This is a genomic window from Lactonifactor sp. BIOML-A5 (genome assembly GCF_009677585.1).
Taxonomy (GTDB): Bacteria; Bacillota; Clostridia; order Lachnospirales; family Lachnospiraceae; genus Lactonifactor.
This window is the reverse complement of record NZ_WKYV01000004.1, coordinates 1-22,019: the sequence shown is the minus strand read 5'-3', so window position 1 is coordinate 22,019 and position 22,019 is coordinate 1. Positions and strand designations below refer to the sequence as shown.

The following is a 22,019-nucleotide window of genomic DNA, read 5'->3' as shown; positions in this document are numbered from 1 at the left end:
TCAGATAAGTATATACTTCAGTACAAAGATTGCCGCCAGAATATACATAAGCAGACTAATCTTCTTTTCTTTCCTCTTGCCGCTAAGCACATTCACCAGCACGTAAAAAATGATTCCCAGAGAGATTCCTTCTGAAATACTGTAAAAAAACGGCATTGCCATAACGCAGACAAAGGCTGGAATCGACTCAGAATAATCCTTAAAAGGTATCTTGGCAATAGAGGTTACCATGATAAATCCCACCGCAATCAGAGCCGGAGCCGTGGCAAAGGAAGGAATCGCCAAAAAAACCGGGGATAAAAAGAGAGAAAGACCAAATAATACGGCGACCACTACACTGGTCAGCCCGGTGCGCCCTCCTTCTGCGATCCCTGTTGCGCTCTCCGCGTATGTAGTTGTTGTAGAGGTTCCGAAGACTGCACCTATGCTGGTTCCCAATGCATCTGAAATCAATGCGCCTTTGATCCTGGGTAGTCTTCCTTCCTCATCCAGCATATCTGCCTGCGCTCCTATCCCCATCAATCCTCCCAGAGTATCGAAGATATCAACAAACAAAAAGGCAAACACAATGACCGCAAAATCCAGGGAAAGCGCCCTGGAAAAATCCATTTGCATAAAGGTCTCCCCCATTCCCGGAACCCCAATGCCACCGCTGAAATCCGGAAAAAGACTATAGAATCCGGTCTCCGGATTCGGCCGGTAAAGCCCCGCAGCCTGACACACCATTCCGGCTGCCCAGGTGCCCAGAATCCCCCACAAAATACCGCCCTTCACTTTTCTTACCAGGAGCACTGCCATAAGTATGGTGCCCAGGAGTGCCAAGAGTACGGTAATCCCTGCCGTAGAGAAGGTATGTTCCTTTATGGAACCCGTAAAAGAAAAGAAAGATACCAAGGTAGAAGGGTCCGCTCCCACAATCTTTGCGTTCTGCAGGCCAATAAAAGCAATAAAAAGGCCAATTCCCGCTGAAACCGCATATTTCAGCGACATTGGAATGGAATTAAAGATTGCCTCTCTGACGTTTGTCAGAGACAAGAGCAGAAAGATTACTCCCTCAATAAATACCGCAGCCAGTGCTTCCTGCCAGCTGTACCCCATACCGATCACTACAGTAAAAGCAAAGTAGGCATTCAGCCCCATTCCCGGGGCCAGAGCAAAGGGATAATTCGAAAGCACTGCCATAAGCAAAGTGGCCGCCAGGGCCGCCAGGGCTGTGGCAGTAAATACAGCCCCCTGATCCATGCCTGCCTCTTTCAGGATAGAGGGGTTTACGGCCAGAATATAAGCCATAGTCATAAAAGTTGTCAGTCCCGCGATCACTTCTGTCTTCACATCCGTGCCATTCTCTCTTAAATGGAATAATCTTTCCAGAACTGACTGTTGTTTGCTGGTCTCATTCATAACGCAGATTCTCCTTCGTGTTTTAAATTCTTCTAACTGAATTATATCTTAAGACAAATGGATTCGGAGTGTCAATATAAATTTAACACTCCGAATCCATCCGGCCTAAGATTCTTTTCCCTGATTCAGCTGTCTTTTTCTTTTCGTAATCAATCCGCCGATTCTTCCTGTCTCTTTGGCGGACAGGCTTTTCCACCCTGTCTCCATTACTTTATCCAGAAGCCCAAGTTCCTCAGCAATCTCGTATTTTAACTGTTCCTCGGGTGTAAGCTCATGTAATTTAATTTCTTCCTTTTTCTTCGATTTTCCCATAAAAAAAGTCACACTCCTTTATATTCTTACTGGAGTATGACCTTTTTTATGGTACTTTATTCAGACGGTTCGTAAATCTTCGCTCTTACTTGGGAATTATAATAGCCGCTACAATATATGCTATAATCCCGCTTCCTCCAAAGCAGCTGAGTATCACCCATGCCAGACGTACCAGTGTGGGATCAATGTTAAAATATTCTGCAATACCTCCGCATACCCCGCAAAGCATATAATTAGCCGATGAACGGTATAATCTTTTTTCACTCATACTAAATTTCCCCTTTCTATATATCGCTTTTTAATCAAGTTCAAATTCTATGTCCAGACTCCCGGCATTGCATTTGGCCTCGAGTTTTCTGGACGCATTGGGATCTCCCCACTGCTTTTTGGTTGACAGTCCGGAGTATTCAAAACCATCCAGACTTACAGATGCCAGGTCTCCTTTCATTTCAATCTGATAGTCATTCTGTCTTCCGGAGAGTATGGTGCTCACAGAACCCGCATCACATTTTATCTCTACTTCTTTGGCATCCAGCAGCTCTGTGTCTAAGCTTCCGGCATTCACATCTAAATTGACTTTTGCCGCTGCAATATCTTCATAAAAGGTGAGATCGCCGGCATTGACCTCAGCTTCCAGTTCATTCGTCTTCAGATAGTCTACCTGACCGCTGCCTGCATCTATCTTAAGTTCTACTTCATCAAAGCTCACTCCTCTGGGGATCTCTATTTCAATAGTATTATCGTTGTTGACCCGGCCTCTGCTCTCAATCTTTAGAGTATCGTTTTCCTGGTTTACCTTGTCTTTTCCATTAAAGGTACTTACACGAATCTCATCACCGTCGGTCTCTGACAGATACAGGTCTCCTTTATTAAACTCAATCTCCAGTTTTTTAATCTCAGCCGCCGGAAAGCTGTGAGATGCCTCACTGCCCTCTATTATGTCTCCGTGATCTTCAATCCATCTGGCAGCAGTGTGAAGTTCGAAGGTATCCTCTACTTCCTGCCAGCTTACCCCCATGACAAAACCAGATATCAGGAAAGCAATCCCCACCACAGCAAGAACTCCGCTGGCTATAAAGCTTATCTTAGTAAACTTTTTCATCTCTTGTCACCTCCTCTGCCACGGTGAAAAATCCTCTGGCACAATCCAACCACAGCCCGAAGGGACATAGGAAGAAGCTTTGCCACTACCCAGAGAAAAGCCACCAGAAGCATTATGCCTATTGCCACCATAAGGAACCCGGCTCCTGAGGAGGCAAGCCCTACTGCAGGATTGGACGCTATTTTCAAGATCCCGGAAACAATTACCGCTCCTCCTCCGGCCAGAAGTCCCAGGGAGCCAGCTCCAATCCCCAGAACCACTCCAAGGATTCCAAACACCAGGCCAAACACAATTCCAAGGATTCCTCCGGCCAGACCCAACCATACGGGACTTGTAAATACCAAAATCACGATCACCAGAGCCAGATTTCCTCCGCTCCTTGTCTGTCTGCCCTGATATCCCCGGTTTCTCCTTCGGCCGCTTTCCTCTCTCTCACGGATAACATTCGTCCTGTCAGGTACCTGGGTACCCCCGGAAAAACGGTGATCCTGGTATCCTGTCTCTGTATATTCTCCGTAAGTTTCTGTCTGGGCGCTCCCCTTCAAATCCGCTTTGATAATCGCGGCTACCTTCCCCGGACTCCCCAGTTCACTGATTACCTGCGCCTCATTCTCGGGGCCGGCATCATCAAAATAAGCGTTGTAGAAATCTATGGCATCCCGGCACTCTTGTTCCGGAATATCCCAGAGCAGCCGCTCAAGCTGCTTCATAAATTCAATTCTGTTCATTATACTCTCCCTCCCTCGAACATCTGCGTAATTTTGCCGGAATAGTTTTTCCATTCCTTCCTGTATAAATCCAGCTGCGCGATTCCTTTTTCTGTTACCTGATAATATCTTCGGTTTCTTCCTCCGTATTCCATATCATAGACCTCCAGACATGCATCTTTTTGAAGTCTGCGCAATACAGGATAGAGCGTTGACTCTGATACTTCCAGAACCTGGCGTACATCCTGGGTGATTTTATATCCGTATGTACCGTCTGTCTCTCTGGATACAACGGCCAGCACAATTGCGTCCAGCAAGGCGGCACCTGTATTAAATACCATAAAACCACTCCTTTCCAATCATTATAAAAAATATATTATTATTTTTTTTGTAATATTATTTTATATTTAATACTATACGTTATATAATATGGTTTTGTCAATAGTATTTACAAAGTATTTTTTTTATTTTTTATCTGTGTTAAAATAGTTCAAATAGGATATTTATAACAAACAGGTAGGAGGCTGATTCATGGACAGATGCAAGTACCGCGGCAAATACAGAATAACCATTCTTTTACTTGCCCTCTGCCTTTTTGTTGGCTGCAGTCATAAAGAAAAGCAAACAGAGTCTCAGCCAGAAGGTCCACCCAGAGATAACACTCCTCAGATACTGACCCCTGTGGCTGATGGAACTGTGACCTACGGAGATGATTCTGTTGTCATCGATGCCTCCCATACCTCTGACGGATATGTGATGGTGAAGTATACCGGTACCTGTGAATTAGTAAAGGTTCTTCTCACCCTGCCGGATCAGACGGTATATAAGTATACACTGTCACTAAACGGAGATTATGATGTCTTTCCCCTGCCCGGTGGAGACGGCACATACCAGGTGGACATTATGGAGCATGTAGTAGATGACCAGTATGCCACTGCATTCTCCCAGCCTCTGGAGGTTACGTTAAGCGATGAATTTTCCCCGTTTTTGTATCCCAATCAGTATGTGCGCTTCACTGCTGATTCCCTGGCGGTGGCAAAAGCTGCCTCCCTGGCGGAGAATTGTTATTCTGATTTGGAAGTGGTAGAAAAGATCTATGATTTTGTAATCGGAGATGTCAAGTATGATAAAGAAAAAGCGGATAACGTAAAAAGCGGATATCTTCCTGATGTGGATGAAACACTGGAGACCAAAAAAGGGATCTGCTTTGACTATGCTTCACTTATGACTACTATGTTCCGTTCCCAGGGGATTCCGACGAAACTGGAGATCGGTTACACCCAGGAGCTGAAGCATGCCTGGATCAGTACGTATCTGGACGAAATCGGGTGGGTGGATAATATTATTCATTTTGACGGTAAGTCCTGGGAACTCATGGATCCCACGCTTGCAGCCAGCAACGGCGCAAAAGATTTGAAAAAGTATATTGGGGACGGAAGTAATTACACGCTCCAATATTCTTATTAACTGTTAATCGAAGATTTTGGAAAGGAGATTATATGGCACAGGATACCCGCATCAAGCCATTGACAAATACAGAGCTGTCTTCCTTCTGCAGTCAGATGGCTATGATTTTAAAAGCCGGAATTTCTTCTGTTGAGGGGATTACCATTATGCTGGAGGATGCCGGCAGCAGTCAGGAGAAGGAGATTCTCCGGATCATCTGCAATACCCTGCAGTCCACAGGAAACTTTCGGGAGGCCCTGGCAGAGACGGGAGCATTTCCCTCTCATATGCTTCACATGGCAGAACTGGGGGAACAGTCCGGGCGTCTGGACGAGGTCATGGACTCCCTGAGCCGATATTATGAAAGGGAGGAATCTGTGGCCCAGTCTATAAAAAGTGCTGTTACCTATCCTTTTATTATGATCGGTATGATGTTGATTATTATCGTAGTATTAATTGTTAAGGTACTGCCTATCTTCAACCAGGTTTTTCTTCAGCTTGGACAGGAAATGACAGGATTTTCCAGAGGTCTTATGAACCTGGGACAGGTTCTTGGAAGGTACTCCTATGTATTTATTGGAATTCTTGTTGCCCTCTTCCTTATATATCTTTATTTTGCAAAGGGTAAATCCGGCAAAAAAAGGCTGACCGCCTTTCTCAGCGCATTTCCCCTCACCAGAGATCTCTGGGAAAAGATGGCCTCCGGGCGGTTTGCAGGAGGTATGGCTCTTACACTCAGCAGCGGGCTAGACACCCACCAGAGTATGGAACTGGCATCTGCCCTTGCAGATAACCCGAAAGTGACGGACAAGATAAAAAACTGTATGGAATTAATGGATACCGGCGTTGATGTCTCCCAGGCCCTGGCAGATTCACATCTCTTTACCGGACTGTATTCCCGGATGATCTCCGTGGGGTTTAAAACAGGTGCCCTGGAAACTGTTATGGATAAAATAGCCTCCCTGTACGAGGAGGAAGTAGATTCCCATATAAACCGGATGATTTCGGTACTGGAGCCTACTCTGGTAGCTGTTCTTTCTATTATTGTAGGTATGATTCTGTTGTCTGTAATTCTGCCGCTTATGGGTATTATGTCCAGTCTATAGCCCTGTAGGAACCGCAATGCAGCAATTAGGAGGTAAGGCATATGGCCCGATTTCAGCATAAAAAGCAACCTAATACCAGAAACCTGTGGCTTTCCGTTCTTATTTTTGCGGGAATTCTGCTCTTATTCTATACAGGAGTTACTTCTATCTCAAGGATTTCCCTGAAAGAGCAGGAAAAGAGCCTGAAAACAGCTCTGTCTCAGGCAGTAGTGCGGTGCTATGCAGCAGAAGGCACGTACCCGGAAAGCCTGGAATACCTGAAAGAACACTATGGGATTACCTATGACAGCAGCCGGTTCTATGTGGACTATCAGGTCACCGGATCCAATATTCTGCCTGATATCACAGTTATTTCCAGACAGGAATGAGGAGGCACAGTATGAACATAAGAACATCAAGAAACCATGTGGTAGATTTGGTATTTACACTGGCGCTTTTCTGTGTATTTGCAGCCTCCGCCCTGATGGTAGTTATTATGGGGGCGGATGTCTATCAGTCCGCAGTATCAGAATCGAATACGTATCATACCCGGAGCACTGCTCTTACGTATCTGTCGGAAAAAATCAGACAGAATGATACAAGCGGGAATGTAAGCGTGGGCAGTTTTCAGGGCCACCAGGCCCTGGTAATCCGACAGGAGATTGAGGATACTGCGTATATCACTTATATTTATCTCTACGAAGGAAGACAGCTCAAGGAGTTATACACAAAAGAGGGGGCTGTTGTACCCGACGGCAGCGGCCAGGAAATACTTACCGTGAATGATTTTACTGTAGAAGAATTGGGACAGAATCTGTACCGCTTTACTGTGGAAGATACGGGCGGCAGCAAAAGTTCCCTTCTCATAGGAACCCATAGTTCCTGAATATCCCAGAGGAGTAATCAAATGAAAACTCATAATCCGGCAAAACGTTCCAGTTTGTTCCTTATGGAACTCATGATCGCAATTTTATTCTTCTCACTGGCCAGCGCAGTCTGTGTTCAGTTGTTTGTGAAGTCCCATCTTCTCACCAGAGAGGCCGCAGATCTGAACCAGGCAGTCAGCCAGGCCCAGAGTGCTGCGGAGGTGATCCGTACTACCGACTGCAGTTCCTCCGCAGTCAGCGAATTTCTGCCCGACGCCGTTGTTGACACTCATGGCTTCCGGCTCTACTATGATAGTGAGTGGGACTTCTGCAAAAAGAAAGATGCCAAATACCTGCTTCGGGCGGATCTGTCTTTTCAGCCGCAGATGCTGTATTCCCACATAGAGGTAACAGATATCCGGGGCAAGGATTGTATCTATGAGCTGGACGTTAACCGTTATCTGTCTCTCGCCCGATAACAAAACCGTCTGCAGAAAGGACATGTCATGGAGAAAAAGAAACAACCTGTTGTTACTATGGGAACCTCTTCCATACTCGTCATCTTTATAATACTATGTCTGGTAACCTTCGCTATGCTGTCACTGGCAAGTTCCAGGGCAAGCCTTACTTATGCCGAAAAAATTGCAGACAGAACATCTGACTATTACACTGCCTGCAATAGAGGAGAGGAGCTTCTGGCAGAGATACAGACTGCCCTTACAGAAATTCCTGCCGATACTCCCGCCGAATACTACCAGGATGCCTATGAAGCACTTAAGGATATGGAAGGAGTCCGGGCAAAATTCCCGGATCCCTCCCGGGCACCTGTCATCTCTTACCAAATCCCGGTCAATGAGGATTTTATTTTAGAGTGCGATCTGGAAGTTGTCTTCCCCAGACAGCTGCAGGATCCCCTCTGCAGAATTATCAGCTGGAAGGAAGTTTCTGTGAAAGACTGGAAACCTGATGATTCTCTGAATCTTCTGGATCCGGAAGGGGAATAATTGAATCAGAAAGGATAACTCTATGGATGTATTAGAATTATTAGGAAACGCCACACAGAAAGGAGCTTCTGACATCTTTATCATCGCCGGCCTCCCCCTCTCTTACAGAATCAACGGGGTCCTGGTGCATGAGGAGCAGAGGCTGCTCCCCCCTGATACCAAAGAAATCATCAGAAGTATCTATAAATTAGCAGATAACCGGGAGATCCGACCGTTTATGGAAAGCGGGGATGACGACTTTTCCTTTTCTATCAAAGGAATGTCACGTTTCCGTGTGAGCACATATAAACAGAGAGGTTCCCTGGCTGCTGTTGTAAGGATTATTACCTTCCAGCTTCCAAACCCCACGGATCTGGGAATCCCTGCCAACATTATACGCCTGGGCCAGCTCTCCAAAGGCCTTGTGCTCATCACAGGCCCTGCCGGAAGCGGCAAGTCAACGACTCTGGCCTGCATTGTTGACGCCATTAACAATTCATTGGCACGTCATATTATGACCCTTGAGGACCCTCTGGAATTTCTTCACAGCCATAAAAAAAGCATTGTAAGCCAAAGAGAGATTAATACAGATACGGAAAGCTATGTCACAGCCCTCAGAGCCACCCTGCGCCAGAGTCCTGATGTGATTCTGCTGGGGGAAATGAGAGATTATGAGACCATCAACGTGGCCATGACTGCCGCGGAAACAGGCCATCTTATCATTTCAACGCTGCATACCATAGGCGCTGCCAATACCATCGACCGAATTATCGATGTGTTTCCCTCTAACCAGCAACGGCAGATTGCCGTACAGCTTTCTATGTGCCTGCAGGCAGTAGTGACTCAGCAGCTGGTGCCTGCCACAGACGGCAGGCTGGTACCTGTATTTGAGATAATGAAAGTGACACCTGCCATCCGTAATATGATTCGTGATAACAAGGTGCCACAGATTGAGGGACTTATCTATTCCTCCACCACAGAGGATATGATCTCTACAGATGCAAATCTGCTGAGGCTTTACAAAGATGGGATAATCTCCAAAGACACCGCTCTCAGTCACGCCTCAAATGCGGAGATGCTGAAACGCAAGCTTTAGAATCTGTCCTTCTTCACTTCATTTTTCTGAAATTCAAAGCATTCTTTTGCCACAACATTGCTGAGTACCAGCAGACAGATTAGATTCGGGATGGCCATGAGTCCATTCATTGTGTCCGAAAAATCCCAGACAATCTGAAGTGTAGTCGTCGCCCCCACAAAGGCAATCAGAGAGAAAAACAGGCGGTATACCTTATTGGCCTTTGTGGAGCGGACGAGAAATTCCAGTGACTTTTCCCCATAATATTCCCATCCCAGAATCGTAGAGAACGCAAACAGCATAATGCCAATGGAAACCAGCCAGCCTCCGGCACTGCCAAGAGCTGTGCGAAAGGCAGCAATGGTGAGATCCGCACCCGTGAGAAGTTCTCCGGTAGCCTCGTTCATCTGTCCCAGTACTCCGGAAGAGGCAATTACCAGACCGGTTACAGAACAGACCACCAGGGTGTCAAAAAACGTACCCGTCATATTGATATATCCCTGACGGGAGGGATGATCCGTTTTGGCAGCGGCAGCCGCGATTGGCGCAGATCCAAGGCCGGCTTCGTTCGAGAATACCCCTCTTGCAACGCCCCATCTCATAGCCTGAAGCATACTTGCCACAACGCTTCCTCCCACGCCTCCTGCCACTGCTTTCACAGAAAATGCCATGGAAAAGATTTCTGCTGCTCCGGAGGGCAGATTTTTTATGTTTATGATAATTACAACAATTCCGGAGACAAAATATAGAACCGCCATAAAAGGTACAATCTTTTCACATACCCTTCCTATGCTCTTGATGCCCCCAAGCAGAATGATAATGGCCAGCACTGTGATTATGGCCCCTGTTATCATCTTTGGGACGCCGAAAGTACTATGCAGAGCTCCCGCAATAGAGTTGGCCTGTGTCATATTTCCAATTCCAAAAGAGGCAAGAACTGCAAATACTGCAAAAAGGGTTGCCAGAGGAGTGCCAATCCATTTCCTCTTAAATCCATTTTTCATAGCGTACATAGGCCCGCCTGCCATCTCCCCCGCGTCGTTCACCTCTCTGTATTTCACGGCCAGGACACTCTCCGCATATTTCGTTGACAAACCAAACAAAGCACTGATCCACATCCACACAATAGCACCGGGACCGCCGAGAACCATAGCAGTGGCAACGCCCACAATATTTCCTGTGCCAATGGTTGCCGCAAGGGCCGTCATCAGGGACTGAAAGGGCGTAATATCACCCTCGCTTTCGTCCTTGCTTCTGTCAGGCCTTGAGAAAACGGACCGCAGGGCGAATCCCAGATTCCTCCAGGGCAAAAACTTCAGACGTATGGTAAGAAACAGTCCGGTCCCCACTAAAAGGACCAGCATTACAGGCCCCCATACAAAATCATTTACCTTTGACAACACATCTGAAAAACTCATCCTATTCCCTCCTTTTTCTATATCTGAGCAGTACAGGCAAAAGGGGACGGACACCAAACCAGATGTCGTCCCCTTTGACGCTGCACTTCAGATATAATTTATAATATTTTAACATATTTTTTATTATTTTACCAGTATTCCTTTTCCCAGATAAAAAGAATAGATAATTTTTTCTTTCATTTTCCCTCCGATAAGCCGTTCCAACGCCTCTGCATACACATCCAGCTGCGCCCCATATTTCTCTTTGAGAAAGCCTTCCTCCCTTTCAGGAACCCAGTCTGTCTTGTAATCAACCAGTACAATGCCGTCCTCTTCCCGAAAGAATCCGTCTATGATCCCCTGAACCACCACCGTCTCGTCAGCGGCCCAGCGCTCATTCAGGCTGGCAGCAGGTACACTCATCATAAATTGCTGTTCCCGGTATAGCTCCCCGGCCCTTGCTGCCTCCTTCATTCTTTTTCCCAAAGGGGAACAGCAAAACTCCCATATCTGTTTTACACTGATGCATCGGGCCATCTCCTCCGTCAGTTTCCCCTGACTGGTAAGAGCCATAATCTGGGCTTCCACTGCCTCCGGGCTTTCTGCTTTTTCATAATCCAGCCACTCCAGGAGCCGGTGATAGGCCGTCCCCCTTGCCGCACCGGAGAGTTCTCCCTGCTCTTCTTTCATAAAATCAGGTACATAGGGAATAATGGGGGACTCCTCCAGCAGCTCAAAGGAGTCTTCTCTCCCAAGACGCCCGCTTTTCACTTCTGACACGGTCACCTTAACCGGGACATCCCGCAGATGCTCATAGGGATACGTGAAGGCAAACCTTTCCTCTATATCACGAGCAGCATCTCTGTCATATACGATCTTCGTATCCCAGTGCAGAAAACGCTCTCTTTGTACCATGCGCATCCCCTGCTCCACAGCCTCCTCCTCCACAAGCGCAAGGGGAGAGATACACTTTATCTGAAACAGGGATTCTTCTTCCTTTCCCCTGTGTCTGAACAGTGCGGGGAGGATCCAGTCCCAGTAGCATCCTGCCTTTGACAGGACTCCATAGGGCAGAAGCTCCTCCTCCCGGCTCCCCAGCATCTGCCAGGAAGCCTTTTTTTTCTCCAGATGATCTATCGTACCTGTAAGAATCAATTTCTCTTTGGCCCGGGTCAGCGCTACATACAGAACCCTCAGCTCCTCACCCAGATTCTCCAGGACCGTCTGGCGCTGAATGATCTTTTTGTTCAGTGTGGGACACTTGGTCCTCAGACGGTGATCCATGCAGTCAGCGCCAATCCCCAGATCCGGATGCAGGACAAGCTTGCTTCTGGCATCCTGCTGGTTAAACCGCTTTCCCATCCCTCCCACAAAAACAATGGGAAATTCCAGTCCCTTGCTTTTATGAATGCTCATAATACGTACCGTATCTTCATTCTCCGAGCTTACATTAGCCTCCCCGAAATCCACGGAATATTTCTGCAGATATTCAATGTAGCGGATAAAGTTAAAAAGCCCCCGGTAACTGGTCTTCTCAAAATCCATGGCCTTTTCCATAAGCATCTGCAGATTTGCCCCCCGAATCTCTCCTTCCGGCAAAGCCCTGGCATACTCCATATAGCCAGTCTCCCGGAGAATGTCTTTAATCAGCTGATGGATAGGCGTATAGGGGACTTTTTCCCGAAGGCGTTCATAGAGGCTGAAAAAATGGTGTATCTTTTCTTCCAACTCCGTCAATTCTTTTCCCTCTTCTAACTTCCCTACAGCCCCCTCTTCCCAGGCTGCCAGACTGTCATACAGAGACAATTCCCTGCAGGCCCCTTTCATAACTGCCATCTCCTCTGAGGAGAACCCGCCCAAAGGAGATGTCAGCACTCCCGCCAGCGGGATGTCCTGCCTGGGATTGTCACAGATATGCAGGTAGTTTAACACAGTGACAACTTCCAGTGCTGAAAAATAGCCGGTCCTGGAGGTGACATTCACAGGAATCCCTTTTCCATTCAGAATTCTTCCGAATACATCGGCCCACCCGGATATCGTTCTCAGAAGAATGACACAGTCTCCGTATCTGGCCGGCCGGTAGGTCCCTGTTTTTTTGTCCAGGACCTGTTCCCTGCCCACAATCTCAAGAATCCTAGAGGCCACAGCTCTGGCTTCCAGCTCTCTGTCGTTCTCCTCAGACTCCATCTCTCTCCACTCTTTATCGTCCTTTTCTACCAGCAGAACCTCTGGGGAGAGAAACTCCTCCCCATCTGTTTTTTCCGGAAAAGATGCGCCGGGATACAGGGCCGCCTCATCATTATATTCCACCCCTCCCAGTTCTTCCCCCATAATCTGGCGGAAGATAAAGTTAACACCTGAAAGCACTTCCTTTCTGCTTCTGAAATTCTTGTGCAGGTCAATCCTCTGGCATTCACTGTCCTCAAGTGTATATCTGTGGAACTTTTCCATAAACAGTTCCGGCCGTGCCAGACGAAAGCGGTAGATACTCTGTTTTACATCCCCGACCATAAAAAGATTATACCTTCCCTGGGCCAGCCTGGACACACTGGTCAGAAGCTTTTCCTGGACATAGTTGCTGTCCTGGTATTCGTCTATCAGAATCTCCTCGTACCGGTCCGCCAGTTCTCCGGCTGCCCCGCTTGGCACATCCCCCTCCGTCCGGTGTTCCACTAGAATGTCAAGGGCAAAATGTTCCAAATCTGAAAAATCCAGGATGTTCTTTTCTCTCTTTTTTGCGGCAAATGCGGCCTGAAATCTAAGCGTAAGGTCTATGAGTACCTGTACCGGCACAGCGGCCTGACGGATATTCTGAATCACTTCCTCCGGTTCAGAAAAGTAATACTGCTCCCCAAGTTCTTTTAGACTTTCCTTTGCCTGATTCCTCAGCTCCTTCACCAACTCTCTGGAATTGTCGGATACCGTTTTGTCCTTTTTTGAGGAAAGGCGCTGAAACTTCAGTTTGCTGAATCCCTCCCACCGCTTCCGGTAAGTCTCTGCCGCCAGCAAAGCCTCTACCTGTCTGAGGTCCGATTCCAGTGCTTCCAGATACATATAGGGACCATCCTCCCCCCCGGCAATCCGGACTGCCTGCCTGAGAATCTCCTTCCCCTCCTCCAGCACATGTCTGGTGTCACAGGCCAGAATCTTCATAAACGGAGAGCTTTCCAGTTCTTCGATATTCTCTGCCCGGTATGCCTGCCGGCAGGCCTGAAGCCACTCTCCCGGCCATGGATAGCTCATGGAAAATTCGTAAAGCTTCAGTATCATTTCCTCAATACCTTCGTCCGTTTTTCCTGTGGAATAGGACTCTATAAACTCTAAAAAGTCCTCCTCCTTCCCGGCGTAAGCCTCTTCCAGAACTTCTGCGGCAACATCAGCCTTTAAAAGCTTCATCTCACCCTCTTCTCCCATACGGTATCCGGGATCCAGATCCGTCAGATGAAAATAATTGCGGACTACATAAGAGCAGAAACTGTCTATTGTCATTATCTGGGCACTGTGAATCAGGGATGTCTGCCTCTGAAGGTGTTCATTCCCAGGTTCGTCCTCCAGGCATCCCTCAATTGCCGCCCCGATCCGTTCTCTCATCTCCTGGGCTGCTGCCTTTGTAAATGTTACAATCAGCAGCCTATCGATGTCTATGGGATGCAGCGGATCCGTAATCATAGAAATAATTCGCTCTACCAGTACGGCTGTTTTCCCTGATCCGGCAGCTGCGCTTACCAGAATATTGCGATTTCGAAGTTCTATTACCTGCCGCTGCTCTTTTGTCCACTGAACTCCCATATCTACATTTCCTCCTTCATTTTTTCCCATAATTCCTCGGACGGCAAGGTCCCCAGACGGCGGAAAGAATAACCGGGTATCTTCTCGTCAAAGCCGCATACTCCATGATAAGGGCAGTAGGTACATGGATTCTTCTGTCCCAGCTGATAAGGGGACACTTTAACATTGCCTTTTAGAATATCGGTTCCGATATCCCTGATTTTTTTATCCACATATTCCCTGAGAATACCAAACTGGTAGTCATTCACTGCCGCAGAGGTTCTTGAAAGACTTCCGTCCTTATTAAACGCCGCAGGGACCACGGAAGAGATATAGGGGGGAGGGCCGGAGAATCCCTGGTCCATTCTCTCCAGGATTTCCTTTTCCCCTGTCACTAACCCGTTTACCCTCAGATTCTTTAAAATTCTCTCATTCAGGTCCTCCAAAGACTCCCCGGGGACCTTGTCCACTACCGGATCCTTTATATTATAATAAAATATTCCCGCCGGCTTCACTTCCTTTCCCGGGTGCTCCTGCTGCTCTATCTCCACAGCCGCATTCAGGTACAGCACCAGCTGAAGCTGCAGGCCGTGATAGAGCGCCACCAGGTCAAAGCTGGTATTTCCGGATTTGTAATCAATAACTTTTACATAGACATGATTCCCGTCCTCGTAGGTATCCAGACGGTCGATTCTACCCTTTAGCTTCATTTCCTCTTCCTCTGACAAAGCGATGTTCACACTTTTCAGGGAATCAGCCATGGAAAAGGATACCTCAAACCGCCTGGGAACAAAATCTCCCCGCTCTACCTGTTTCTGCAGCGCCCAGACGGTACGGTTCATCATCCGCTTTACCCTGGCGATCATGTATTCGTTTCTGGCGCTGCTGTGAAGCACTGTATTCCCGTAATCGTTTATGATTTCTTCCACACTTTCCTCTACCAGGGTCAGACGCTTTTCCTCCCCCAGTTCCCGCCAGCTGATCCCTAAAAGTCCCAGCTTTCTTGCAAAAAGCTCCAGGGCGGTGTGGAGAACATTCCCCATATCCATGGCATTAAACTGGTACTGGATTCTTTCCCTGAGTCCCAGTCCATGTTCCAGGAAATGGGCAAAGGCGCAGGCAGCAAAGCGTTCCAGCCTGGTAGGACTGTTTTCCAGTGTGGTGCCATACAGTGCCCTTGCTGCGCTCAGACTGATATGATCGTGAGGATTCGTATAAAAGGCTGCCTCTGCCAGTTTTTTAGCGGTGTCTCTGTAATTGGGCGACCGCAGATACCAGCTCCAGAGTTCCTTCCAGTCGCCCCTGGGTTCCCGGTCAAATGCTTCCCGAAACCCTTTGCCAAGATACTCCAGCCCTCTTACCGGGTTCTCCAGGCACCCGGTCTCTTCCTCCATATCCCGAAGGGTCAGCTCCGGAAAAATATGCTGGATACTGCGGATGAGATAAGCAGGATTGGATGACTCCCCTTTTCCATTGGTTCTGGAATATGAAAGAATCAGTCTGTCCCTTGGCTTAGTCATGTTAAGGTACAGATAAAAGCGCTGGTTGTCATGATTCTCCTTCTGTGTGGGCGCCAGTTCTACCCTGGAGCCTCTCAGATACTCCCTGTCGATATCCGACAAAAGGCCGCCTCCGCTTTCTTTCTTGGGAATTACTCCATCATTAACCCCTGCAAAAAAAAGAATACGAACGTCCTTCAGTCTTGTCCTCTCAATATCCCCCACCAGGACCTGATCTGCGCTGGGCGGGATCACCCCCACTTTCGCCTCCTGCAGCCCCGCCTCCAGAAGTTCCTGGAATTCCTTCACCGTAACCCTTTCCTCCCCCAGAACATCTGCCATCTTATCCAGAAGCTCCATAATAATCTCATAGATCTGGCTGTATTCCTTTACCATGGCATATTCCCCGGAGCTTCTAAAGAGCTCCTCCTGATGCTTAAGCTTTTCCTGGAGCCTGAACCCCACAATAAACTGATAGAGGGCAGTCACTCCCTCCCGAACAGTCAGCCCCTTCTTCTTCAGTGTACTGATAAAAGGATGCAGCGACGCCATGAGAAAGCTGCGGATCCTCTCCATTTGGACGGTCTCTCCCTCTTCCTGCCCCCGATACCTGCGGATCCATTCCTCCTCCCATCTCTTTGTTCCCCGGATGCCAAGGGCAATCACATAATTCTCCAGAAGATCCACCTCTTCCGGAATCAGCTCCGTAAGGCCGCAGCGAAGAAAACGGAATACACTGTCATAGCTGTAATTTTCCGCGGCAATCTCCACTGCCGCCCGGATAAACTCAATAAAAGGATTCATTAGGACCGAGTGCTTCTGATCCAAAAAACAGGGAATCCCTGCATCCTCAAATGCCCAGGCCGCATAACTGGCGTATCCCTCCATATCTCCCGTCACCACAGCAAAATCCCGGTAGCGGTATCCCTCTTCTCTTACCAGCCTTCGGATCTCATCGGCTGCCATTTCCATCTCTGACTGCGGGGTTTTGCAGATTCGAATCTCGATCTCCTCCTGTTTACCCGGATACGGCCTGCTGCCATAGCGAAAAATATTCTGCTCCAGATAGGCAAGAGCTGGACTGTGTACGAATCTTCCCTTTCCTCCCCGGCGAATACAGATTTCCTTCTCCACCTCTGTTCTGGTTCGCCGGGCAATCTGAAGAAGCCGGTGAACGGTCTGCTTACTCATAAAAAATAGCTTATGGGGACTCCCCGGACTGTATGGGTCCTCCTTCTCGTCCAGAGTAATGACTGCATATACCTTTCCAGCCCTGGGGAAGATTTCTTCCAGAAGACGGTACTGCACAGGTGTAAATCCGGTGAATCCATCCAGAACAACCACACAGTCCTCAAGCCGCTGCCACTTCCAGATAACTCGGCTGAGCATCTCCAGCACCTGCTCTGCCGTGATATATGTTCCCCTGAGATAATCCATAAATCCCTGGTATAAAATCTGGATATCCCTTAGCTTATAGTAAAGCTGGGGTTTTTCTTCCACCGCCCGCAGCATACGCTCCATATCCTCCGGTCCCACATGATACTGGGTAAACTCCGAAACGGTTGATTTCAGCTGGGCAATGTATCCGGGCTTTTTTATCTGCTCCTTTAATACCTTCAGTTCTTTCTTTTTCTTCTGTGCTACTTTCCGAAGTACCAGGCTTTTCCCTGTTTCCTCCAGCACCTGTCCCATATCTTCCCCTACCTCTTCCATAACCCGGAAGGCAAGGCGCTCAAAGCTTACCACATCAATATTCATGATCCCGCCTCTGGGATGCATAGCAACCAGGTCCTTCTGGGTCTGCATGGTAAACTGTTCCGGTACAAGAATCAGATACTGCCTCTGGGGATGCTCCATCGATTCTTCTATTATTTTATGATAAAGGGTCCAGGATTTCCCGGAACCTGAATTTCCAAATACAAACTGTAACGGCATCCTATTACCTTTCCTTTCCTGTATGTTCAATATTTTAAATATTATAGCACAATCCTGCCCGGTTTTTGCATATTTTCCCCATTCCCATAATAAGTTATAAAAAGGAAATCAGGAGGGGTATTGCCATGAGTTCAAAAACCAAAATTGTAGTACTACATATGAAAGAAGTTATTTATACCGGTATCTTTGTTGTTCTCGCCATTGTTCTGGCTGTTCTGATGTTCATAATGTTCGGTTCTAAAAAGAATGATGAAGCTGCCAATGTCTCCAATCCGCGCTTCCATGCAGGCGTTTACAATACTTCCGTCACCTTAAATGATAATACGTTTGATGTGGAAGTAACTGTAGATGCGGATCACATCAATGCCATTTCTCTGGTCAATCTCAGCGAGACAACCACAGCAATGTATCCGCTCATGGAGCCAACCCTGGAGGATCTTGCCAGTCAGATATATACCACCCAGTCAACGGAAGGCATTACGTATTCAGAGGACAATAAATATACTTCCATGCTGCTCTTGGATGCCATTAATTCAGCCCTGGACAAAGCAGAGATAAAGTAACCCTGTATGCGAAGAAAGAGTCTGACAGGTCAGACTCTTTCTTCTTGTGTTTCCATGTCCCCGGCCCGGCGCACGCCAAAGCAGAGGTCTTTCTATTCGTTTTCCAATTCCTTCATCCACACATCCGCACATGCATCACTGGGCATTCTGAGGTCTCCTCTGGGAGATACCGCAACACTTCCTACCTTAGGGCCGTCCGGCAGGCAGGAGCGTTTAAACTGCTGGGAGAAAAATCTCCGGTAAAAGGTCTTCAGCCATTTTACTATCGTATCGTCGTCATAAACGCCTTTAAATGAAAGCTTGGCAATTCTTAAGATTTTAGACGGCGGAAAATCTGCCCGCAGCATATAGTAGAGGAAGAAGTCATGCAGTTCATAGGGTCCTACCAGATCCTCTGTCTTCTGTGATATCACACCGTCCTTGGGCGGCAGAAGTTCCGGGCTGACAGGTGTGTCCAGCACATCCCGCAGAGTAGCTGCCAGCTCAGCTTCCCCGCAGTTGTCCGCGTAGTAGCGCACCAGATGGCGCACCAGAGTCTTTGGTATGGAGCTGTTCACACCGTACATGGACATATGATCCCCATTGTACGTCGCCCATCCCAGGGCCAGCTCCGACAGATCACCGGTGCCTATCACCATTCCCTGGCATTGGTTTGCAAGATCCATCAGCACCTGCGTTCTTTCCCTTGCCTGCGCATTTTCAAAGGTTACATCATGTGCCTCCATATCGTGTCCGATATCCTTAAAGTGCTGGGTTACGGAAGCCTTTATATCCACCTCTTTTAAGGATGCTCCCAGACACTTTGTCATCCTGCAGGCATTGGTATATGTTCTGTCTGTGGTTCCGAAACAGGGCATGGTAACAGCGAGAATATTCCTCCTGGGTATCCCAAGAAGATCGAAAGCTCTTGCAGTCACCAAAAGAGCAAGGGTAGAATCCAACCCCCCGGAGATTCCCAGCACCGCATGGGTACAGTTGGTATGCATCAGTCTCTTTTTCAGCCCCATAGCCTGAATCGTAAGAATCTCTTCGCAGCGCCTGTCCCTGTCACCCTTATCCGAAGGTACAAAAGGAGCGGGATCAAAGGTCCTCTCCAGAGCAGTCTCCTGCACTTCAAGGCTAAATAGCACCCTGCAGTATCCCGTCTCATCTGCTCCGGGGAAGGTACTCATTTTCCTTCTCTCACTCTGCAGTCTCTGAATATCCAGATCGCCGTATACAATCTCATTCTTAAACCGTGTTCCCTCTGCCAGAAGTACACCGTTTTCACCTATAAGGTTCCCTCCCCCAAATACCAGATCCTGGGTGGATTCCCCCTCGCCTGCTGTGGCGTAGATGTATCCGCACACCAAATTGGCAGACTGTCCTTTTACCAGCCCCTTCCGGTAGGCATCTTTCCCTATTACCTCATCGCTGGCCGAAAGATTCACGATTACGTTTGCTCCCGCCAGCACATGACGGATGCTGGGAGGGTTGGGTACCCAGAGATCTTCACAAATCTCCGCTGCCACTACCAGTTCCGGCATAGTCTCACAGACAAACAGCTGATTTGTTCCAAAAGGAATTTCTTTACCGCCGAAGGATATCCATTCTATTTCTTTGTTACCCGGTATAAAATGACGGGCCTCATAAAATTCACAGTAGTTGGGGAGATTTATCTTCGGCACAATACCTATAACTTCTCCGCCGGAAATAACAGCAGCTGTATTATACAGTTTTCCCTTACAAGCAAAAGGTGTTCCCACAAAAATCAATCCGTCTATGTCCCTTACATCTTCCGCCAGTTTCAGGAGCTGTTCCTCTGCCTCCCTGATTAGCACATCCTGCCAGAACAAGTCCTGACAAGTATAAGCGGTGAGACACAGCTCCGGCAAAACCATTAACTTAGCTCCGTGGTCCGCCATCTCACGTATTGTTTTTGCAATCTCCTTCTCGTTGTAGCAGCAGTCCGCCACCTTTATACTGGGGGTTCCTGCTGCGGCTTTGATAAAACCCTGATTCATCTCTATTCCCCGCTTTCTGCAAATTATTTGCTCAGTGTATATAGTTCTTTCAGTTCCTGGACATCAAAGATATAATTCCTGTTGCAGAAATGACAGTTTAGCTCCACTTCTTTTCCCTCATCTATCATCTCTTTCAAATCCTTCCTTCCTACGCTGATAAGTGCTTTAGCCACTCTTTCCTTGCAGCAGTTGCAGTAAAAACGAGTGCTGATCCTGTCATTGTATTCAATCTCCATTCCCTCCAGCAAGGTCTCCAGAATCGCTTCCGGTGTATAGCCCTTTTCCAGCATTCCAGTCACTGAAGTTACACGGGACAGATTTTTTTCCAGCTTGCTTATCACTGCCTCCTCTGCAAAAGGCATCAGCTGAATGATAAAGCCCCCGGCCTGCTTTACGGTATTATCCTTTTCCATAAGAACCCCAAGGCCTACGGAAGAGGGCACCTGCTCGCTGGTAGCAAAATAATAGGTAAGATCCTCAGCAATTTCACTGGTCTGGAGAATCGTCTGGCCGGAATATGGTTCTTTCAGCCCCAGATCCTTAATTACATTCAAAAGCCCCACACCCACTGCGCCAGCCACATCCAGCTTCCCATTCTTGTTGGCCGGCAGCAGTACATTGGGATTCCCTACGTATCCTTTTACATTTCCTTTACTGTCTGCTGTTACCGTAATTCCGTTCAGGGGACCTCCGGCTTTTATCTGCAGCGTCAGCAGATCTTTGTCCCCCTTCATCATAACTCCCATCATAGCCCCTGCGGTCAGCAGCCTTCCCAGGGCCGCTGTGGCTACCGGGCTCGTATTATGAGCCGCTCTCCCTGCCTCCACCAAGTCTCTCGTTGTGGCGGCAAATGCCCGGATCTGATTGCCGGCTGCTGTCGCTCTTACAATATAATCTCTCACTTTTTTTATCTCCTTATACTGATTTTTCCACTTCCCGGGCTAAAAAGTAAACTCTCTCACTCCCACTGTCCGGTTCCTCTCTGGTAAATGCTTCATACACACTGACAAACTGAAGCCCAGCCTCTTCCAGCAATTCTCTCACCCGTCCCACAGCGTAGGCCTTCTGATAATGTGTCTCCTGATATTTTCTATACAAAAGGGATTCCCTTCCCTCGGGAATAAACAGGGTAAGATCATACTCATTGATCTCTTCCTCCCGGTGATAATAATTATCCCAGATAAAACTCCCCTCTTCCCGGTTCTCTGCAATCGTATTCTCTCCCAAAATTTCTTCATACTTATACCGGGTATTCATATCAAAGATAAAGATTCCCCCGGGATCCAGATAATTATTCACCAGCCGGAACACCTCCAGCAGTTCCTCTTCCTCTAAAATATAGTTCATAGAGTCGCAGATACTCACTGCCGCCCTTACCGTTCCATACAGCTCAAACTCCCGCATATCCTGCAGGAGATACAAAATATCCAGTCCGCTCTCCAGCTTCTTCTCCTGGGCAATCTCCAGCATGTCCGCAGAGTTGTCCACGCCAATCATATCATATCCCATCCCCGCCAGCACCTGAGTAAGACTCCCCGTCCCACATCCCAGCTCCAGCACCAGACCGTCTTCAATTCCATATTCCTTTAACAGACTGCTCACATACTCTCCCCATTCTTCATAGGGGATATTATCCATGAACATATCATACACCCTTGCAAAACTTTGGTATGCGGACATTAGATTCGCCTCTTTTTTATCGTATTTTTCTCATAACATAGTATCAAGTTTTTGTGGTAAGTGCAAGAAAATTATAGTTTTGTGTATATGAAGCTCGAGGTGAAATAGTCGGCGAGCGGAGTGTCGCAGACGGACGGTCAAGGGAGGAGGTCTTGGGGCCAGGGGTACTGTGTGGATCTGCTTGCTACTGCGTTTCT

General features: G+C 47.8%; 19 protein-coding genes and 1 pseudogene. 8 read left to right on the top strand and 12 right to left on the bottom strand.

What is annotated here, in order from left to right; all coding sequences use genetic code 11:
* From GKG41_RS03765 to GKG41_RS03740, 6 genes are all read right to left on the bottom strand, one after another.
* On the bottom strand, positions 1-1,401 hold the full coding sequence (locus GKG41_RS03765) for an NCS2 family permease (protein WP_154257199.1): 1,401 nt from the start codon (positions 1,399-1,401) through the stop codon (positions 1-3).
* Positions 1,402-1,506: 105 nt separating this feature from the next.
* A complete protein-coding gene (locus tag GKG41_RS03760) occupies positions 1,507-1,713 on the bottom strand; it encodes a small, acid-soluble spore protein, alpha/beta type (RefSeq protein ID WP_154257197.1) in 207 nt (68 codons plus the stop codon).
* An 85-nt stretch (positions 1,714-1,798) separates the two neighbouring features.
* Complete coding sequence (locus GKG41_RS03755; RefSeq protein WP_154257195.1) at positions 1,799-1,981, bottom strand: PspC domain-containing protein; 183 nt, start codon at positions 1,979-1,981, stop codon at positions 1,799-1,801.
* A gap of 30 nt (positions 1,982-2,011) precedes the next feature.
* Positions 2,012-2,815, bottom strand: coding sequence for a DUF4097 family beta strand repeat-containing protein (locus GKG41_RS03750; protein WP_154257193.1), 804 nt, complete (start codon positions 2,813-2,815; stop codon positions 2,012-2,014).
* A complete protein-coding gene (locus GKG41_RS03745) occupies positions 2,812-3,543 on the bottom strand; it encodes a hypothetical protein (protein ID WP_154257191.1) in 732 nt (243 codons plus the stop codon). The genes GKG41_RS03750 and GKG41_RS03745 overlap by 4 nt, the downstream gene beginning before the upstream one ends.
* Positions 3,543-3,863, bottom strand: a complete 321-nt coding sequence (locus GKG41_RS03740; protein WP_072849281.1) for a PadR family transcriptional regulator — start codon at positions 3,861-3,863, stop codon at positions 3,543-3,545. Before GKG41_RS03740 ends, GKG41_RS03745 begins: the two co-directional genes overlap by 1 nt.
* A gap of 190 nt (positions 3,864-4,053) precedes the next feature.
* Here GKG41_RS03740 and GKG41_RS03735 point away from each other — a divergent pair, with 190 nt between their 5' ends.
* The 7 genes from GKG41_RS03735 to GKG41_RS03705 are packed head-to-tail and all read left to right on the top strand — an operon-like array spanning position 4,054 to position 8,998.
* The gene (locus GKG41_RS03735; RefSeq protein ID WP_154257190.1) at positions 4,054-4,989 is read left to right on the top strand and encodes a transglutaminase-like domain-containing protein; all 936 of its coding nucleotides are present in this window, start codon (positions 4,054-4,056) and stop codon (positions 4,987-4,989) included.
* A 32-nt stretch (positions 4,990-5,021) separates the two neighbouring features.
* Complete coding sequence (locus GKG41_RS03730; protein ID WP_154257188.1) at positions 5,022-6,074, top strand: type II secretion system F family protein; 1,053 nt, start codon at positions 5,022-5,024, stop codon at positions 6,072-6,074.
* A 41-nt stretch (positions 6,075-6,115) separates the two neighbouring features.
* The gene (locus GKG41_RS03725) at positions 6,116-6,442 is read left to right on the top strand and encodes a hypothetical protein (RefSeq protein WP_154257186.1); all 327 of its coding nucleotides are present in this window, start codon (positions 6,116-6,118) and stop codon (positions 6,440-6,442) included.
* Between the two features lie 11 nt (positions 6,443-6,453).
* Complete coding sequence (locus GKG41_RS03720; protein WP_173015491.1) at positions 6,454-6,939, top strand: DUF4860 domain-containing protein; 486 nt, start codon at positions 6,454-6,456, stop codon at positions 6,937-6,939.
* A gap of 21 nt (positions 6,940-6,960) precedes the next feature.
* Entirely contained in the window at positions 6,961-7,398 is a 438-nt protein-coding gene (locus GKG41_RS03715) for a hypothetical protein (protein ID WP_154257182.1), read from the top strand.
* Positions 7,399-7,425: 27 nt separating this feature from the next.
* Positions 7,426-7,923, top strand: coding sequence for a hypothetical protein (locus GKG41_RS03710; RefSeq protein ID WP_154257180.1), 498 nt, complete (start codon positions 7,426-7,428; stop codon positions 7,921-7,923).
* Between the two features lie 22 nt (positions 7,924-7,945).
* Positions 7,946-8,998 carry a PilT/PilU family type 4a pilus ATPase gene (locus tag GKG41_RS03705; protein WP_154257178.1) on the top strand — a complete coding sequence of 351 codons (1,053 nt, stop codon included), beginning with the start codon at positions 7,946-7,948 and terminating at the stop codon, positions 8,996-8,998.
* Here the strand turns inward: GKG41_RS03705 and GKG41_RS03700 are convergent.
* The 3 genes from GKG41_RS03700 to addB all read right to left on the bottom strand — a co-directional run bounded on the left by GKG41_RS03700 (position 8,995) and on the right by addB (position 17,576).
* Positions 8,995-10,395, bottom strand: coding sequence for a sodium:alanine symporter family protein (locus tag GKG41_RS03700; protein WP_173015490.1), 1,401 nt, complete (start codon positions 10,393-10,395; stop codon positions 8,995-8,997). The genes GKG41_RS03705 and GKG41_RS03700 overlap by 4 nt on opposite strands.
* 123 nt (positions 10,396-10,518) lie before the next feature.
* Entirely contained in the window at positions 10,519-14,163 is a 3,645-nt protein-coding gene (gene addA, locus GKG41_RS03695; RefSeq protein ID WP_154257177.1) for a helicase-exonuclease AddAB subunit AddA, read from the bottom strand.
* A gap of 2 nt (positions 14,164-14,165) precedes the next feature.
* Positions 14,166-17,576: a helicase-exonuclease AddAB subunit AddB gene (gene addB, locus GKG41_RS03690; RefSeq protein WP_154257175.1), complete on the bottom strand. Its 3,411-nt coding sequence runs from the start codon at positions 17,574-17,576 to the stop codon at positions 14,166-14,168.
* A 125-nt stretch (positions 17,577-17,701) separates the two neighbouring features.
* Between addB and GKG41_RS03685 the strand changes: the two genes are divergently transcribed.
* Positions 17,702-18,139 (top strand): hypothetical protein, encoded by a 438-nt coding sequence (locus GKG41_RS03685; RefSeq protein WP_072849295.1) that lies wholly within the window; start codon positions 17,702-17,704, stop codon positions 18,137-18,139.
* 92 nt (positions 18,140-18,231) lie between these two features.
* Here GKG41_RS03685 and GKG41_RS03680 read toward each other — a convergent pair whose 3' ends face one another.
* From GKG41_RS03680 to GKG41_RS03670, 3 genes and pseudogenes are all read right to left on the bottom strand, one after another.
* Positions 18,232-20,142 carry an NAD(+) synthase gene (locus tag GKG41_RS03680; protein WP_154257173.1) on the bottom strand — a complete coding sequence of 637 codons (1,911 nt, stop codon included), beginning with the start codon at positions 20,140-20,142 and terminating at the stop codon, positions 18,232-18,234.
* 23 nt (positions 20,143-20,165) lie between these two features.
* Positions 20,166-21,044, bottom strand: a complete 879-nt coding sequence (hslO, locus tag GKG41_RS03675) for an Hsp33 family molecular chaperone HslO (protein WP_226902970.1) — start codon at positions 21,042-21,044, stop codon at positions 20,166-20,168.
* A gap of 13 nt (positions 21,045-21,057) precedes the next feature.
* Positions 21,058-21,828: pseudogene (locus GKG41_RS03670) on the bottom strand (class I SAM-dependent methyltransferase); the annotation flags it as partial.
* Positions 21,829-22,019 lie beyond the last annotated feature (191 nt).